This window comes from Janthinobacterium lividum (assembly GCF_011601275.1).
Lineage (GTDB): Bacteria > Pseudomonadota > Gammaproteobacteria > Burkholderiales > Burkholderiaceae_D > Janthinobacterium > Janthinobacterium lividum_E.
Window position 1 is genome coordinate 430,542 of sequence record NZ_JAAOLY010000001.1, and the last position, 14,826, is coordinate 445,367.

General features: G+C 61.1%; 14 protein-coding genes. 4 read left to right on the forward strand and 10 right to left on the reverse strand.

The window, feature by feature from the left end; genetic code table 11:
- Nucleotides 1-191: 191 nt before the first annotated feature.
- The 4 genes from GYK42_RS02010 to mnmG form a co-directional block, all read right to left on the reverse strand.
- The gene (locus tag GYK42_RS02010) at nt 192-1,079 is read right to left on the reverse strand and encodes a ParB/RepB/Spo0J family partition protein (RefSeq protein WP_166446105.1); all 888 of its coding nucleotides are present in this window, start codon (nt 1,077-1,079) and stop codon (nt 192-194) included.
- A 64-nt stretch (nt 1,080-1,143) separates the two neighbouring features.
- On the reverse strand, nt 1,144-1,914 hold the full coding sequence (locus GYK42_RS02015) for a ParA family protein (RefSeq protein ID WP_034752687.1): 771 nt from the start codon (nt 1,912-1,914) through the stop codon (nt 1,144-1,146).
- Nucleotides 1,915-2,082: 168 nt separating this feature from the next.
- Entirely contained in the window at nt 2,083-2,727 is a 645-nt protein-coding gene (gene rsmG, locus GYK42_RS02020; protein ID WP_166446106.1) for a 16S rRNA (guanine(527)-N(7))-methyltransferase RsmG, read from the reverse strand.
- On the reverse strand, nt 2,724-4,673 hold the full coding sequence (gene mnmG, locus GYK42_RS02025) for a tRNA uridine-5-carboxymethylaminomethyl(34) synthesis enzyme MnmG (RefSeq protein WP_166446107.1): 1,950 nt from the start codon (nt 4,671-4,673) through the stop codon (nt 2,724-2,726). The genes rsmG and mnmG overlap by 4 nt, the downstream gene beginning before the upstream one ends.
- Nucleotides 4,674-5,001: 328 nt before the next feature.
- Between mnmG and sugE the strand changes: the two genes are divergently transcribed.
- From sugE to GYK42_RS02045, 4 genes are all read left to right on the forward strand, one after another.
- Nucleotides 5,002-5,322, forward strand: coding sequence for a quaternary ammonium compound efflux SMR transporter SugE (gene sugE / locus GYK42_RS02030; RefSeq protein WP_035823456.1), 321 nt, complete (start codon nt 5,002-5,004; stop codon nt 5,320-5,322).
- Nucleotides 5,323-5,333: 11 nt separating this feature from the next.
- Entirely contained in the window at nt 5,334-5,693 is a 360-nt protein-coding gene (locus GYK42_RS02035) for an NADH-quinone oxidoreductase subunit A (protein WP_166446108.1), read from the forward strand.
- Between the two features lie 85 nt (nt 5,694-5,778).
- Nucleotides 5,779-6,936, forward strand: coding sequence for an iron-containing alcohol dehydrogenase (locus tag GYK42_RS02040; protein WP_166446109.1), 1,158 nt, complete (start codon nt 5,779-5,781; stop codon nt 6,934-6,936).
- Nucleotides 6,937-6,981: 45 nt separating this feature from the next.
- Entirely contained in the window at nt 6,982-7,773 is a 792-nt protein-coding gene (locus GYK42_RS02045; protein WP_166446110.1) for an EAL domain-containing protein, read from the forward strand.
- Nucleotides 7,774-7,819: 46 nt separating this feature from the next.
- On the opposite strand, the gene GYK42_RS02050 is transcribed toward GYK42_RS02045, so the two are convergent.
- From GYK42_RS02050 to GYK42_RS02075, 6 genes are all read right to left on the reverse strand, one after another.
- Nucleotides 7,820-9,880 carry a 3-hydroxybutyrate oligomer hydrolase family protein gene (locus GYK42_RS02050; RefSeq protein ID WP_166446111.1) on the reverse strand — a complete coding sequence of 687 codons (2,061 nt, stop codon included), beginning with the start codon at nt 9,878-9,880 and terminating at the stop codon, nt 7,820-7,822.
- 76 nt (nt 9,881-9,956) lie between these two features.
- Nucleotides 9,957-10,937 carry a branched-chain amino acid ABC transporter permease gene (locus GYK42_RS02055; RefSeq protein ID WP_034752665.1) on the reverse strand — a complete coding sequence of 327 codons (981 nt, stop codon included), beginning with the start codon at nt 10,935-10,937 and terminating at the stop codon, nt 9,957-9,959.
- Between the two features lie 31 nt (nt 10,938-10,968).
- Nucleotides 10,969-11,853 carry a branched-chain amino acid ABC transporter permease gene (locus GYK42_RS02060; protein WP_034752662.1) on the reverse strand — a complete coding sequence of 295 codons (885 nt, stop codon included), beginning with the start codon at nt 11,851-11,853 and terminating at the stop codon, nt 10,969-10,971.
- 159 nt (nt 11,854-12,012) lie between these two features.
- On the reverse strand, nt 12,013-13,218 hold the full coding sequence (locus GYK42_RS02065) for an ABC transporter substrate-binding protein (protein WP_166446112.1): 1,206 nt from the start codon (nt 13,216-13,218) through the stop codon (nt 12,013-12,015).
- 68 nt (nt 13,219-13,286) lie between these two features.
- The gene (locus tag GYK42_RS02070) at nt 13,287-14,015 is read right to left on the reverse strand and encodes an ABC transporter ATP-binding protein (protein WP_034752656.1); all 729 of its coding nucleotides are present in this window, start codon (nt 14,013-14,015) and stop codon (nt 13,287-13,289) included.
- Nucleotides 14,015-14,785, reverse strand: a complete 771-nt coding sequence (locus GYK42_RS02075; protein ID WP_035823437.1) for an ABC transporter ATP-binding protein — start codon at nt 14,783-14,785, stop codon at nt 14,015-14,017. The genes GYK42_RS02070 and GYK42_RS02075 overlap by 1 nt, the downstream gene beginning before the upstream one ends.
- Between the last annotated feature and the right edge of the window lie 41 nt (nt 14,786-14,826).

Consider the following 14,826-nt stretch of genomic DNA (forward strand, 5'->3'; position numbering starts at 1 on the left):
TGCACCGCAGCAGGGCAATTGCTGCGTGAAACTGACGCTTTACCGACTATTCGCCGCCTTTTGCACCACTATATGGCAAAGCCGCTTGTCTGGCCGCTTCCAGCCGTGTTATCAAGGAATCACGTGGTGCATCCGGAAAGCATGGCCGGATTGTCCACACCCGCATGGCCCCTGCCTTTGCAGCTTGCTATTTAACCACGCAAGCGGGTCAACAAACCATCCAATACGTCAAGATCGGCAAAATCGATCACCAATTGGCCACGGCCCTTGTTGCCCATCTTGAACACCACGGGCGTGGCCAGCGCATCGGACAGCTCTTCTTCCAGGCGCGCGATGTCGCCGGACTTTTCCTTTTGCCGCGGCTCGACCGGGTTGGCCGCTTCCTCGACCGTGCGCGTGACGAGCTTTTCCGTTTCACGCACGGACAGGCGCTTGGCCACGACCTGGTTCGCCAGGGTGATCTGGCTGGCCGCATCGACGGCCAGCAGCGCGCGCGCATGGCCCATGTCGATATCGCCGGCCATCAGCATGGTTTGCACGGGAGCGGCCAGGTTCATCAAACGCAACAGGTTCGACACGGCGCTGCGCGAACGTCCCAGCGCAGTGGCCGCTTGCTCATGCGTAAAACTGAAGTCGGCGATCAGGCGGTGAATGCCTTGCGCTTCTTCCAATGGATTGAGGTCCTCGCGCTGGATGTTCTCGATCAGTGCCATGGCGGCGGCCGCCAGGTCGTCGACGTCGCGCACCAGTACCGGCACTTCCGTCAGGCCGGCCAGTTGCGAAGCGCGGAAACGGCGTTCGCCGGCGATGATTTCATATTTGACCAGGCCGCTCAAGGTGTCTTGCCCGATCGGGCGCACCAGGATCGGCTGCATCAGCCCTTGCGCCTTGATCGAGGCGGCCAGTTCATTCAAGGCTCCCTCGTCCATGCGCGTGCGCGGCTGGTATTTGCCTGCTTGCATTTGCGACACGGGCAATTTCGACGGTTGATTCGTGTCCGGACTGGTGAAGTCGCCACCACCGCCGCCCAACAGGGCGTCGAGTCCGCGCCCCAATCCTTTTAATTTTTTCGTAGCCATGCTGTCCTAATCGTGTTTTCAGAGTAAGCGCTTACATCATGAAGTGCAGACGCCCGCCCCTTGTTTACATATGTTTGATGCGTTCGACCATCTCGGCGCCGAAGGCGATATACGCCTGGGCACCTTTCGAGCTGGGGTCGAAGGTCACGCCGGGCAGGCCGTACGACGGCGCTTCGGCCAGACGCACGTTGCGCGGGATGATGGTATTGAACACCTTGTCGCCGAAGTGCTGTTCCAGCTGGGCCGACACCTGTTGCGATAATGTCATGCGTGGATCGAACATCACGCGCAACAGACCAATGATCTTCAGATCCGGGTTCAGGTTCGCATGCACCTTCTTGATGGTATTGACCAGGTCGGACAAGCCTTCCAACGCGTAGTACTCGCACTGCATCGGGATGATCACGCCATGCGCGGCGCACAGGCCGTTCAAGGTCAGCATCGATAATGCCGGTGGGCAATCTACCAAGATGAAATCGTATTCGCCGTCCACTTCGGCCAGCGCATCCTTCAGGCGGCGTTCGCGGTTGTCCAGTTCGACCATCTCCACTTCGGCGCCGGCCAGTTCGCGGTTTGACGGCAAGACGTCGAAGCGCCCCGCTTCCGAACGCTGGCGTGCCGTCTTGACATCGGACTCGCCCAGCATCACTTCATAGGTCGACGCCTTCAAGCCGGCCTTGTTGATGCCGGCGCCCATGGTCGCATTGCCCTGCGGGTCGAGGTCGACCAGCAGCACGCGCTGGTTCAACTTGGCCAGACCGGCGGAGAGGTTGACGCTTGTTGTGGTTTTACCAACACCACCCTTTTGATTTGCTACACAAAAAATTTTGGCCATGTATCTTCTAGTTGTAAAGAGATGCAAACTTCATCGTGCGCCCCGGCATTGGACCGAAACGATTTATACTATTTATTTCATTTATACGGTATAAATCGTCTATACGGTTTATATTATTTATACCGTATAAACTGTTTATATGATTTATATCGTTTAATTTTGCGGCCTTTAAATTCTTGCTATAAAGACCAGATGACGCTCTGCATTTAGCCCTGGGACCTGGATTGCTCGTAATTCCGTCACTTTCCAGTCTGCCGGCAGTCGCTCGCGCTCGTCTGGCGGTGCCACCCCTTTCAAGGCGATGAATTGCCCGCCCTCGGCCAGTACGTGATTCGACCAGTTGACGAAATCGGACAGGTCGGCAAAGGCGCGCGAGGTGATCACGTCGAATTTCTGCTGCACTTCCAGCTGCTCCACCCGTTTCGTGTACACGGTGACGTTGCTCAAGCCCAGTTCGGCCTTCACTTGCGTCAAGAATGCCGTCTTTTTATGCACGGTGTCGATCATCGACACCTTGATATCGGGCCGTGCGATGGCCAGGACCATGCCCGGCAAGCCGCCGCCAGCGCCCACGTCGAGCACGTTTTTCGCGTCCGCGAACGCCGGCACGGCGGCCAGCGAATCGAGCACGTGCAGGGTCAGCATCTGCAGGGGATCGCGTACCGACGTCAGGTTGTACACGCTGTTCCATTTGGCCAGCAAGGCCAGGTAATCGAGCAGTTTTTCCGTCTGATCCGCGCTCAGATCGAGCCCCAGCGCGGCGATGCCTTCATTCAAAATCTGGGCCAATGCGGCCCGGTCAAACTGCTTCATTCAACAACCTCGTCCTTTAAAGTGGTGGTCTGCATTTCGGCCTGCCCTGCGCCAAAACCGCGCTTTTTCAGGTGCACCAGCAGCAGCGAAATCGCCGCCGGCGTCACGCCCGAAATGCGCGATGCCTGGCCCAGGGTTTCCGGACGCTGCTTGTCGAGTTTTTGCCGTACTTCGACCGACAGTGCGCCGATATCCAGGTAATTGAAACCTTCTGGCAAGGCCAGGTTTTCATAGTGTTCGTGGCGCTCGATTTCCTTGCTCTGGCGCTCGATGTAGCCCGCGTATTTGAGCTGGATTTCCACCTGTTCGCGCACGGCGGGATCCATCACGCCGGGGCCGGCCAGGGCCTGGCCTTCCATGCCCGTCATGCTCATCAGGGTGTCGTAGCCGACGTTCGGGCGGCACAGCAGGTCCGCCAGCGAGTACTCGCGTTCGATGGCCTGGCCGACGATGCGTTCCGACTCGGCGGCCGCCAGGATGCGCGGATTGACCCACGTGGAACGCAGGCGCTGCAGTTCCAGCGCCACCGCTTCGCGCTTGGTCTCGAATGCTTGCCATTGGGCGTCGCCGACGCAGCCCAAAGTGCGGCCGATTTCCGTCAGGCGCATGTCGGCATTGTCTTCGCGCAGGCTCAAACGGTACTCGGCGCGGCTGGTGAACATGCGGTACGGCTCCTGCACGCCCTGGGTGATCAGATCGTCGACCAGCACGCCCAGATAGGCCTCGGAGCGGCCCGGAACCCAGGCTTCCTTGTCCTGCGTCAGCAAGGCCGCATTCAGGCCCGCCAGCATGCCTTGCGCGGCCGCTTCCTCGTAGCCCGTGGTGCCATTGATCTGGCCGGCGAAGAACAGGCCGGCGACGGCCTTCGTTTCCAGCGACGCTTTCAAGCCGCGCGGGTCGAAATAATCGTATTCGATGGCGTAGCCGGGACGCAGGATGTGGGCGTTTTCCATGCCCTTCATCGACTGCACCAGGGCGATCTGCACGTCGAACGGCAAGCTCGTGGAGATGCCGTTCGGATAGAACTCATGCGTGGTCAAGCCTTCCGGCTCGAGGAAGATCTGGTGCGATTCCTTGCCCGAGAAACGGTGGATCTTGTCTTCGATCGAGGGGCAATAACGGGGGCCGACGCCTTCGATGACGCCCGTGTACATGGGGCTGCGGTCCAGACCGGCGCGGATGATGTCGTGCGTCTGGCTATTCGTGTGCGTGACCCAGCACGGCACCTGGCGCGGGTGCATGGCCGTGTTGCCCATCACGGAGAACACAGGCACGGGATCGAGGTCGCCCGCCTGTTCCTGCATGACGGAAAAATCGATCGTGCGGCCATCGATGCGCGGCGGCGTGCCCGTTTTCAAGCGCCCTTGCGGCAGCTTTAATTCCTTCAAGCGGGCCGACAGCGAGATGGCGGGCGGGTCGCCGGCGCGGCCAGCCGAATAATTATTCAAGCCCACGTGGATCTTGCCGTCGAGGAAAGTACCGGCCGTCAGCACGACGGCGCGCGCGAGAAACTTCAGGCCGATCTGTGTCACGGCGCCAACCACGCGGTCGCCTTCGACGATCAGGTCATCGACGGCTTGCTGGAACAGCCACAGATTAGGCTGGTTTTCCAGGCGCGTGCGGATGGCGGCCTTGTACAAAATACGGTCTGCCTGGGCGCGCGTGGCGCGAACTGCCGGGCCTTTCGAGGAGTTCAGGATGCGAAACTGGATGCCGGACTCGTCGGTGGCGATAGCCATCGCGCCGCCCATGGCATCGACCTCCTTGACCAGGTGGCCCTTGCCGATGCCGCCGATGGAGGGATTGCACGACATCTGGCCCAGTGTCTCAATATTATGCGTGAGCAATAGCGTCTTCTGCCCCATGCGGGCGGAAGCGAGGGCCGCCTCGGTACCGGCGTGACCACCGCCGACAACAATGACGTCGAATTCTGTAGGAAATAACATGATAAATAGGTAACAATGCAAGTAAAAATGCGGGAAGAGAGCTCCGATTATAGAGTCTTTTTGCAAGCGCAACCTTCCACGGGCCATTTTTTGCTTAATTTTTACTCAGCAAGGGCAAGCCGACGGCGATTTTTGTTTCACGTGGAACACGCGGCGCTGCCAAGACAGGGTACTGCGCCGGGCTGCGGCAGGGTGAAATGTTTGCTACAATTGCCGCATCGTCCGCATCCGTGGCTACGCCAGTGGCCAGCGGGACGATCATCCAGGAGGACGGCCTCCCCCATCATGGGAACACACCGGGACGGCCCGCTCTGTATAAGGAGCCGCCATGGCCTGGATACTGTTACTCATTGCCGGCATGTTTGAAGTCGTGTGGGCATACTCGATGAAACTCTCCGAGGGTTTCACCAGACTCACTCCCTCCGTCATTACCATCGTCATGATGATCGCCAGCTTCGGCTTGCTGTCGCTGGCCATGCGCACCCTGCCCCTGGGCACGGCCTACACCATCTGGACGGGCATCGGCGCCGTCGGCGCCTTTATCGTCGGCATCGTTTTTCTGGGCGAGCAAGTCAACACCATGCGCGTGTGCGCTGCCGTCCTCATCGTGTGCGGCATCGTGCTGATGAAACTGTCGTCCAGCCACTGAGAGGAATCGACATGCTCCTCGAAAACTATTTTCCCGTCCTCCTGTTCATTCTGATCGGCATCCTCGTCGGCATCGTACCCATGCTGCTGGGGCGCGCGCTCGGTCCGCACAAACCCGATCCGCAAAAGCTGTCGCCGTATGAATGCGGCTTCGAAGCGTTCGGCGACGCGCGCATGAAGTTCGACGTGCGTTTCTATCTGGTCGCCATCCTCTTCATCCTGTTCGATATCGAAGTCATCTTTCTGATGCCGTGGGCGGCCAATGTCAACGAACTGGGCTTGCCCGGTTTCTGGGCCGTCATGGGTTTTCTCGCCGTGCTGACAATCGGACTAGTCTATGAGTGGAAAAAAGGTGCGCTGGACTGGGAGTAAGCGACGGATCTGGTTCCACGTGAAACAGGCGCGGGGCTGGAAAGCGGAGTAAGCTTGGCTTCTGTCCTCACTGTCAGGAGTCTGCATGTCCGCCTTCCAGTTCCGCACCGTGCCCCATCTGATCGTTGAACCGGGCGCCGCCGCCCAACTGGGCACGCACATCGCCCACCACTTCCCCACCGTGCGCCGCGCCCTGCTCGTCACCGACACAGGCTTTTTGCGCACGGGCCTGGCCGACGCCGCCCTGCACAACTTGCAAGCGACCGGCATCGAAGTCCACGTGTTTTCCGACGTGCAAGCCGATCCGCCCGAAGCCGTCGTACTGGCCGGCGTGGCCCAGGCGCAGATGTTTCACGTGGAACTGATTATCGGCCTCGGTGGCGGCAGCTCGCTGGACGTGGCCAAGCTGATCGCCGTACTGGCGCCAGGCCACCAGGAACTGGCGCAACTGTATGGCATCGGCAATGTCCACGGCCAGCGCCTGCCTCTCGTGCAATTGCCGACCACGGCCGGCACAGGCTCGGAAGTGACGCACATCGCCATCGTCACCACGGGCGCCACCAGCAAGATGGGCGTGGTCGCGCCGCAACTGTATGCGGACCTGGCTATCCTCGACGCCAGCCTGACCCTCGGTTTGCCGCCCGCCGTAACAGCTGCCACGGGAATCGACGCCATGGTCCATGCGATCGAAGCATACACGAGCCGCCTGCTGAAAAATCCCTTGTCCGACATGCTGGCCACCCAGGCGCTGTGGCTGCTGTCGAGCAACCTGGTCACGGCCTGCCGCGATGGCAGCAACCTGCCGGCGCGCCAAGCCATGCTGCTCGGCGCCATGCTGGCCGGCCAGGCGTTTGCCAATGCGCCCGTGGCCGCCGTGCATGCACTCGCCTATCCCATCGGTGGACTGTTCCACGTGCCGCATGGCTTGTCGAATGCGCTGGTGCTGCCGCACGTGCTGCGTTTCAATCTGTCCCATGCGGCGCCCCTGTATGCGCAACTGGCCGCGATCCTGCAGCCCGGCATCGCGGGCAGCGAGGAAGCGCGGGCCGTTGCCCTGATCGATATGATGCAGGAAATTGCCGTGGCCACGGGCATCGCGCGCACCTTGCGCGAAGTGGGCATCGCAGCCGCCGACCTGGACCTGCTGGCCGATGAAGCCATGCTGCAGACGCGCTTGCTGGGCAACAATCCCCGACCCGTCACCCGCGGCGACGCGCGCGCCATCTATGCGGCCGCACTGTGAGCCAGCAGACGGAATAGAACCAGCCCTCCCTGCTACACTGCCGCCATGACGCCTCCCGCCATCCCCATCCACCCTGACAGCACCAGTTTTCCATACGGTGCCTGCGCGGGCTGCCATGACAGCGCGCCGCTGCCGTTCGCCTTCGAGTATGCGTATCAGCCCATCGTCGACCTGGCCACGCGCAGCATCTATGCCCACGAGGCGCTGGTGCGCGGCCCCAACGGCGAAAGCGCGGCCAGCGTGCTGGCGCAAGTCAACGATGACAACCGCTACCGCTTCGACCAGGCTTGCCGCGTCAAGGCCGTGGCCGGCGCTGCCAGGCTGGGCATGCAGGGATATCTGTCGATCAACTTCCTGCCCAACGCCGTCTACCGTCCTGAAGTGTGCATCCGCAGCACCCTGGAAGCGGCCAAGCTGCATCACTTCCCTACCGATAAAATCATCTTTGAAGTAACGGAAGGCGAGCGGGTGCAAGACCGGCCCCACCTGGTCGAGATCTTCCGCGCGTACCGGCGCTTCGGTTTCCAGACCGCCATCGATGATTTCGGCGCCGGCTATGCGGGCTTGAACTTGCTGGCCGAATACCAGCCCGACATCATCAAGATCGACATGGACCTGGTGCGCGGCATCGATACGCACACGCCGCGCCAGGCCATCGTGCGGGCCATCGCCAGCCTGTGCCGCGAACTCGGTATCCGCGTGCTGGCCGAAGGCATCGAGACGCGCGCCGAGCGCGATTTTCTTTCCGGCTGCGGCATTTCGCTGATGCAGGGCTACTGGTTTTCCAAGCCCGTCTTTCAGGGACTGGGCTGCATCGCCGATACGGCCTGGGAATAAAAACGGCCACGTGAAACGTGGCCGCAGCTTCCACAAGCGGGACAGCCTAGTTGGGAATATCGATCACAGTGCCCGTCACACTGATGACATTGCCGGGCGCCGGCGCCGTGGCGATCGCTGGCACGTTGACATTCGTGATCAAGGTCGACGCATCGGCGCGCGTCACCGTGCGCACCACCTGCGATGGCGGCAAGGCTTGCTTGGCGTTCAAGTGCGCATACATGGCGTCCAGCGCCCGGTTCAGGTACACGTGCAACGGCACGATCAAGGTCGGCAAGGCGCTGCTGAAGGAATCGAAGTGGTTGGCGTTCGTCACCTCGATATAACGCAGTTGGCTATTCGCCCCTTCCACGGCGGCGTTCAGGCCCAGATAGGCACGCGACGCATGATTGACGGGAATGAGCGTGTCGCTGCGGCCGTGCACGATGATGGCCGGCTTGCCGTTCAGTTTGCCGCTGGCCGCGACCTCGGCCATGCCTGCCCGCACGCGCACGCTTTGCGTCGCCAATGTCCCCTGCAGGTTGGCGCCGCTGACGGTGTCGCGCCCCGTCGCCAGGCTGCGCAGGCACAGGAAACCGTCGAGCGACTGGTCCGCCAGACTGCTCGACGGCGACACGCCGGCCGTGTAGACCTTGGCGCCGCCCACGCTGTTCTCGTACACGACATTGCCGAGAATGCCGTTTTGCGCGGCAAAGCTGGCCGCCTTTTGCGCGGAGGTGAACGCGATAGGATTGCCGCTGCCGTCCGTCTGCGCAAACGTGAAACCGCACACTTTATCGGTGACGGAGAATTTTCCGTAGGCGTACGCGTACGTGACGGCCACGAGGATGTTCGTGCCCGCATGCGCGGCCTGCAGCGGATCGGAGTCGGACAGCCAGCCATACGCACGCAAGCGCTGCTTGGCGTCCGCCTGCTGCGCCGCCAGGTCGGCGCCGTCCAACAAACCCTTGGCGACGAGGGCCGTGCAGCGTCCCGCGTTGCCAGCCACGGAAGCGATGCATGGTTGATACAGGGCCGCATAGGTGGCGTAGTCGAACAGCGCACGGCCGGGATTGGCCACCGCTGCCCCGCCCTGGCGCACCGTGTAGGCGCTCGATGCCGCCGGCTGGACTTGCGGCTCGCTGGCCGCCACGCCGCTGATCAAGCCCTTGGTATCCTGTTCCGCCGCCAGCAAGGCCGAGCCGGAGCCGTTGGAAATGCTCGAGGCGATCGTGATGGTGTTCTTCGGCGTCAGCCGCACGATGCGCGAGCTGCCGTCGCGGGCCAGCACGCCATAGCGCTCGTTCAACACGTAGTACGCCATCTCGACGGCCTGCAAGGTGACCTTGCCCCAGTCCTTCTCGGGATTTTGCTGCGAGTGCGCATGCTTGAAGGCGATGCGGTTCGGGTTGGTGCCAGTCCAGGCCAGCCGCTCGGCGTCGCTCAGGTCCGGCGCGAAGAGCGCATTCTTGCCGGCGGCCACCCTGCCCGCGCGCAGGCCGTTCTGCAGGTTGACGCTGTCGTCCTCGAACACATACAAGCCCGTGCCGGAACCCTTGTCGGCATACGCTACGGCGCAGCCTTTTTTCAAGCCCCATTCACCGGAGCTGCCGATGGCGCCGTAGATGCCGCGCGAGCCGCTCGACGTGCCCGTGACGATGCAGGCATGGTCGGGGTCGAAGCTGGCCGGCACCTGCACCATCAGTGTGATGTTTTTCTTGCCCGTGCCATCGTCGGCATAGGCGATGTATTCGCTGCCTGCGACCAGGCCCTCGCCCGTACCCGCGTTCCCGGACGCATCCACGTTCGGTCCGTACAGGGTGCCGTAGCCGCTGTTGGCGGCAATGTCGAGCACGGCACGGTAATTGGCGTAGATGGCATTGCGGCGTAGTTCGAGCGGCGTCGGCTGTTCCACGTTCGCATACGCGGGCGCGGCGCCGGCCAGCCCCGTCTTGCCGAGACCGGCCGTGAGCAGATCGTTCGTCTTGCCGTCGTAGTCGGCACGCGTGATGGTGCCCAGGTAGCCGGGCATCTGGTTCAGTTCTTCCGGCGCATGGTTGCTGCCGCAGGCTGCCAACGCTAGCAGCGTGCACAAGCTGCTCCCCGCGCGCGTGATCATCATTTGCATGGTGGTACTCTCCGTTGAAGTAACAGTGGACGCACAATGAAAAACGCCGGACGATCCGTCCGGCGTTGCTTGAAAATCAGACCGCGGCTTTGGCAGCCCTGCCGCCGAAGCGCGCGATGGCTTCGCCGACGATGCCGCGCCGGAACATCAGCACACAGATGACGAAGATCACGCCCGTGACCATGCCCACCGATTCGCCCAGGGTGCCGAACCACTCGATGCCCGTGTGCGTGGCCAAATAGGTACCGACATCGCCCAGCTTGTTTTCCAGCGCAATGATCAGCACGGCGCCGAGGATGGGGCCGGACAAGGTGCCCATGCCGCCCACCAGGGTCATCAGCACGACCAGGCCCGACATGCCCCAGTAGACATCGGTCAGGGTTTCAAAGCCCAGCACCAGGGTCTTGGTGGCGCCGGCCAGCGCAGCCAAGGAAGCGGACAACACGATGGCCATCAGCTTGTACTTGTTGACGTCGTAGCCGAGCGAGATGGCGCGCGGTTCGTTTTCCTTGATCGCCTTGAGCACCTGGCCGAACGGCGAGTGGATGGTGCGCACGATCAGGGCGAAGCCGGCGACAAAAATGGCCAGCACGACGTAGTACAAGACGGTGTCATTGCCCAGGTCTATCGTACCGAGCAAGGTTCCACGTGGAACACCCTGCAAACCATCCTCGCCCCCCGTGAACGGCAGTCGCAAAGCCAGGAAGTACACCATCTGCGCCAGCGCCAGGGTGATCATCGTAAAGTAGATGCCCTGGCGGCGGATCGCCAGGCCGCCGATCACCAGGCCCAGCAAGGCGCCCGTGGCGACGCCAGCCAGCAAGCCCAGTTCCGTTGGCCAGCCCCAGGTGCGCAGCGCATAACCGGTGACATAGCCGGCGCCGCCGAAGAAGGCCGCGTGGCCGAACGACAGCAAGCCCGTATAGCCGATCAGCAAGTTGAAAGCGCAGGCAAACAGGGCAAAACACAGCAACTTCATCAGGAAGACGGGATAGCCGTAAAACGGGGCCGCCAACGCCAGCAGCAAGGCAATGGCGTAGCCTACATTCTTATTCATCGTGGTAGCTCCAATACATGACTGATGAGGATTACTTTTCTTTGCCGAACAGGCCGGCGGGACGCAGCAGCAGCACGATGACCATCACCACGAACACCACGGTGGCCGAGCCTTCCGGGTAGAACACGCGGGTCAGGCCCTCGATGACGCCCAGGCCCAGGCCCGTCAGGATGGAACCCATGATGGAACCCATGCCGCCAATCACCACCACGGCAAACACGACGATGATCAGGTTCGAGCCCATCAGCGGCGAAACCTGGATGATCGGCGCCGCCAGCACGCCGGCGAAACCGGCCAGCGCCACGCCGAAGCCGAACGTCAACGTCACCATCAGCGGCACGTTGATGCCGAACGCTTCCACTAGTTTCGGGTTTTCCGTGCCGGCCCGCAGGTAGGCCCCTAATTTGGTTTTCTCGATGACGAACCAGGTGGCCAGGCACACGGAGAGCGATGCGATCACCACCCAGGCGCGGTAGTTCGGCAAGATCATGAAACCGAGGTCCGTCGCGCCGGCCAGCGCTTCGGGCACGGCATACGGCTGGCCCGAGACGCCATAGAACGAGCGAAACACGCCTTCCATGATCAGGGTGATGCCGAAGGTCAGCAGCAAGCCATACAGGTGGTCGAGTTTATACAGCCAGCGCAGCATGGTCTTTTCGATCAGGATGCCGACCAGGCCGACAAGGATCGGGGCGATGACGAGCATGGCCCAGTAATTGATGTCGAAATAGCTGAGGCCCATCCAGGCCAGGAAGGCGCCCATCATGTACATGGCGCCGTGCGAGAAATTAATAACGTTAAGCAAGCCGAAGATAACGGCCAGACCGAGAGACAACATGGCATAGAACGAGCCGTTGACGAGACCCAGCAGCAGCTGACTCATCATCGCTTGTATTGGAACGCCGAAAATTTCCATGGCATCACAGTATAAAAAGCACCGCCGGATAGCGGTGTGGTATCAAGGGAAACGCGCCACCGCAAACGGGTGCGGCGGCGCAAGGCGAACCCTGCGGGCGAAGCATGCAGGACAGAGCGCCCGCGCGCAGGCGGGCACTCTGTGGAGGTTGCTACAGCGTTACTTCCACAGCGAACACTTCGACTCGGCCTTGGTCACATACGCTTGCGCGCCGGGCACGGTGGCGACCACCTTGTAGTAATCCCATGGGTATTTCGACTCGGACGGTTTCTTCACTTCCATCAAATACATATCGTGCACCATGCGGCCATCGGGACGCACTTCGCCATTCTGGGTGAACATGTCGTTGATCTTGGTCTTTTTCAGGTAGGCCATGACCTTCTCGGTGTCATCCGTACCGATCGCCTTGACGGCTTTCAGGTAGTTCGCCGCCGCCGAATAGTCGGCCGCCTGCAGCATCGATGGCTCTTTCTTCATCTTCGCGAAATAGCGTTTCGACCAGGCACGCGTTTCAGGATTCAAGTCCCAGTACCAGCCATCCGTCAGGTACATGCCCTGCGTCAGGTTCAGGCCCAGCGAATGGATGTCATTGATGAAGATCAGCAAGCCGGCCAGCTTCATGGACTTCGTCAAACCGAACTCGTTGGCCGCCTTGATGCTGTTGATGGCGTCGCCGCCGGCATTGGCCAGGCCGAGGATTTGCGGCTTGGACGATTGCGCCTGCAGCAGGAAGGAAGAGAAATCCGAGGCGCCCAGCGGATGCTTGACGCTGCCCAGGACCTTGCCGCCGGCCGCCTTGACGACCTCGGCCGTGTCTTTTTCCAGCGAGTGGCCAAACGCATAATCGGCCGTCATGAAATACCAGTTCTTGCCGCCCTGCTTGACGATGGTGCCACCCGTACCGCGCGCCAGCGCCACCGTGTCATAGGCGTAATGCACGGTGTAGGGCGTGCACTCTTCATTCGTCAGGCGCGAGGAGCCTGCGCCGATGGCGATGAAGATTTTTTTCTTTTCCGCCGCGACTTTGGCCATGGCCAGGCTGGCGCCGGAATTGGTGCCGCCGATCAGCATGTCGACGCCCTGCTGGTCGAACCATTCGCGCGCTTTCGAAGCGGCGATGTCGGCCTTGTTTTGATGGTCGGCGGAAATGAATTCCACCTTTTTGCCGGCCAGTACGACGCCGGCATCGGCGATCGCCATCTTGATGGCCTCCGCGCCGCCGAGGCCGTCGACGTCGGAATACACGCCCGACATGTCGGAAATAAAACCGATCTTGATGGTGTCGCCCGATACCTGGGCGTGCGCGGCGGAAAAGCCCAGGGCACACAGAGTGGCGGTGGCAATGGCGATAGCGTTACGTTTCATAGTGTCTCCGTTGGGATTATTGTTTGCTATTCAGTCGATTGCTGACGATGGACGCTTACTACATGGGACTACACGCCAAGCAGCTCGGTCAATACCGGCATCTTGGCCTCCAGTTCGGATGCAGCAAAAGTCTCGACGATCTGACCGTGCTCCATCACATAAAACCGGTCCGCCAGCGGCGCGGCAAACCGGAAATTCTGTTCCACCATGACAATGGTATAGCCCTTCGCTTTCAGGGTGGTGATCATGCGCGCCAACCCTTGCACGATGACGGGCGCCAGGCCTTCGGATATTTCATCGAGCAGCAGCAGGCGTGCGCCCGTGCGCAGGATGCGCGCCACGGCCAGCATCTGCTGTTCTCCGCCCGACAGGCGCGTGCCCTGGCTGTGGCGGCGTTCCTGCAAGTTCGGGAACATGGCGTAGATTTCTTCCACCGACATGCCCTTCTCGCCGCTGGCCAGGGTTGGCGGCAGCAGCAGGTTTTCCTCGGTCGACAGCGAGGAAAAAATGCCGCGCTCTTCGGGACAATAGCCGATGCCCAGGTGGGCGATTTTGTGCGTGGCCAAACCTATCGCTTCGACGCCGTTGACTTTGATGGAGCCCGTGCGCGCGCCCGTCAAGCCCATGATGGCGCGCAAGGTGGTGGTGCGGCCGGCGCCGTTACGGCCCAGCAAAGTTACCACTTCGCCCTGCGCCACTTTCAGGTTCACGTCGTGCAGGATGTGCGATTCGCCATACCAGGTGTGCAGCTGCGTAATTTCCAGCGCGGGTGCGCCGCCATTCACTTGTGTCGCCATCAATGCGCCCCTTCCAGTTCCGCGTGGGTGGTGCCCATGTACGCTTCCATCACTTGCGGATTGCGCGACACTTCCGCGTAACTGCCTTCGGCCAGCATGGCGCCACGCTGCAAGACGGAAATCTTGTCGCAGATGCCCGACACCACGCTCATATTATGTTCCACCATCAAAATCGTGCGGCCTGCCGACACTTTTTTGATCAGTTCCGTCACGCGGTGCACGTCTTCGTGACCCATGCCTTGCGTCGGTTCGTCGAGCAGCATCATTTCCGGCTCCATCGCCAGGGTGGTGGCAATTTCCAGCGCCCGTTTGCGCCCGTACGGCATGTCGACCGTGATGGTGTCGGCAAACTCCGTCAGGTCGACTTCGGCCAGCAAGGCCATGGCGCGGTCATTGAGCTGGTTCAAGGCGCGTTCGCTTTGCCAGAAGTGGAACGAGGTTCCCAGCTGGCGCTGCAAGCCGATGCGCACATTTTGCAGCACGGATAAATGCGGGAAGACGGCAGAAATCTGGAAGGAACGGATCACGCCCATGCGCGCGATCTGGGCCGGTTTGGCGGCCGTGATATCTTTCCCATTGAACAGTATCTGTCCGGAAGTAGGGACCAGGAATTTGGTGAGCAAGTTAAAACACGTGGTCTTGCCGGCGCCGTTCGGACCGATCAAGGCGTGGATATGGCCCCGCTCTACCTTCAGGTTCACTTCGCTCACAGCAGTGAAACCCTTGAATTCCTTGGTCAAATTTCTTGTTTCCAAGATTACGTTTGACATCGTGTCTCCTAGTTGTACTTTTTGTACTACTTAGTCATTTT

Excerpts from the sequence above, each read along its gene's own strand:
- GYK42_RS02010 (WP_166446105.1), bottom strand. The coding sequence starts at position 1,079 with ATGGCTACGAAAAAATTAAAAGGATTGGGGCGCGGACTCGACGCCCTG.
- GYK42_RS02015 (WP_034752687.1), bottom strand. The coding sequence starts at position 1,914 with ATGGCCAAAATTTTTTGTGTAGCAAATCAAAAGGGTGGTGTTGGTAAA.
- rsmG (WP_166446106.1), bottom strand. The coding sequence starts at position 2,727 with ATGAAGCAGTTTGACCGGGCCGCATTGGCCCAGATTTTGAATGAAGGC.
- mnmG (WP_166446107.1), bottom strand. The coding sequence starts at position 4,673 with ATGTTATTTCCTACAGAATTCGACGTCATTGTTGTCGGCGGTGGTCAC.
- sugE (WP_035823456.1), top strand. The coding sequence starts at position 5,002 with ATGGCCTGGATACTGTTACTCATTGCCGGCATGTTTGAAGTCGTGTGG.
- GYK42_RS02035 (WP_166446108.1), top strand. The coding sequence starts at position 5,334 with ATGCTCCTCGAAAACTATTTTCCCGTCCTCCTGTTCATTCTGATCGGC.
- GYK42_RS02040 (WP_166446109.1), top strand. The coding sequence starts at position 5,779 with ATGTCCGCCTTCCAGTTCCGCACCGTGCCCCATCTGATCGTTGAACCG.
- GYK42_RS02045 (WP_166446110.1), top strand. The coding sequence starts at position 6,982 with ATGACGCCTCCCGCCATCCCCATCCACCCTGACAGCACCAGTTTTCCA.
- GYK42_RS02050 (WP_166446111.1), bottom strand. The coding sequence starts at position 9,880 with ATGCAAATGATGATCACGCGCGCGGGGAGCAGCTTGTGCACGCTGCTA.
- GYK42_RS02055 (WP_034752665.1), bottom strand. The coding sequence starts at position 10,937 with ATGAATAAGAATGTAGGCTACGCCATTGCCTTGCTGCTGGCGTTGGCG.
- GYK42_RS02060 (WP_034752662.1), bottom strand. The coding sequence starts at position 11,853 with ATGGAAATTTTCGGCGTTCCAATACAAGCGATGATGAGTCAGCTGCTG.
- GYK42_RS02065 (WP_166446112.1), bottom strand. The coding sequence starts at position 13,218 with ATGAAACGTAACGCTATCGCCATTGCCACCGCCACTCTGTGTGCCCTG.
- GYK42_RS02070 (WP_034752656.1), bottom strand. The coding sequence starts at position 14,015 with ATGGCGACACAAGTGAATGGCGGCGCACCCGCGCTGGAAATTACGCAG.
- GYK42_RS02075 (WP_035823437.1), bottom strand. The coding sequence starts at position 14,785 with ATGTCAAACGTAATCTTGGAAACAAGAAATTTGACCAAGGAATTCAAG.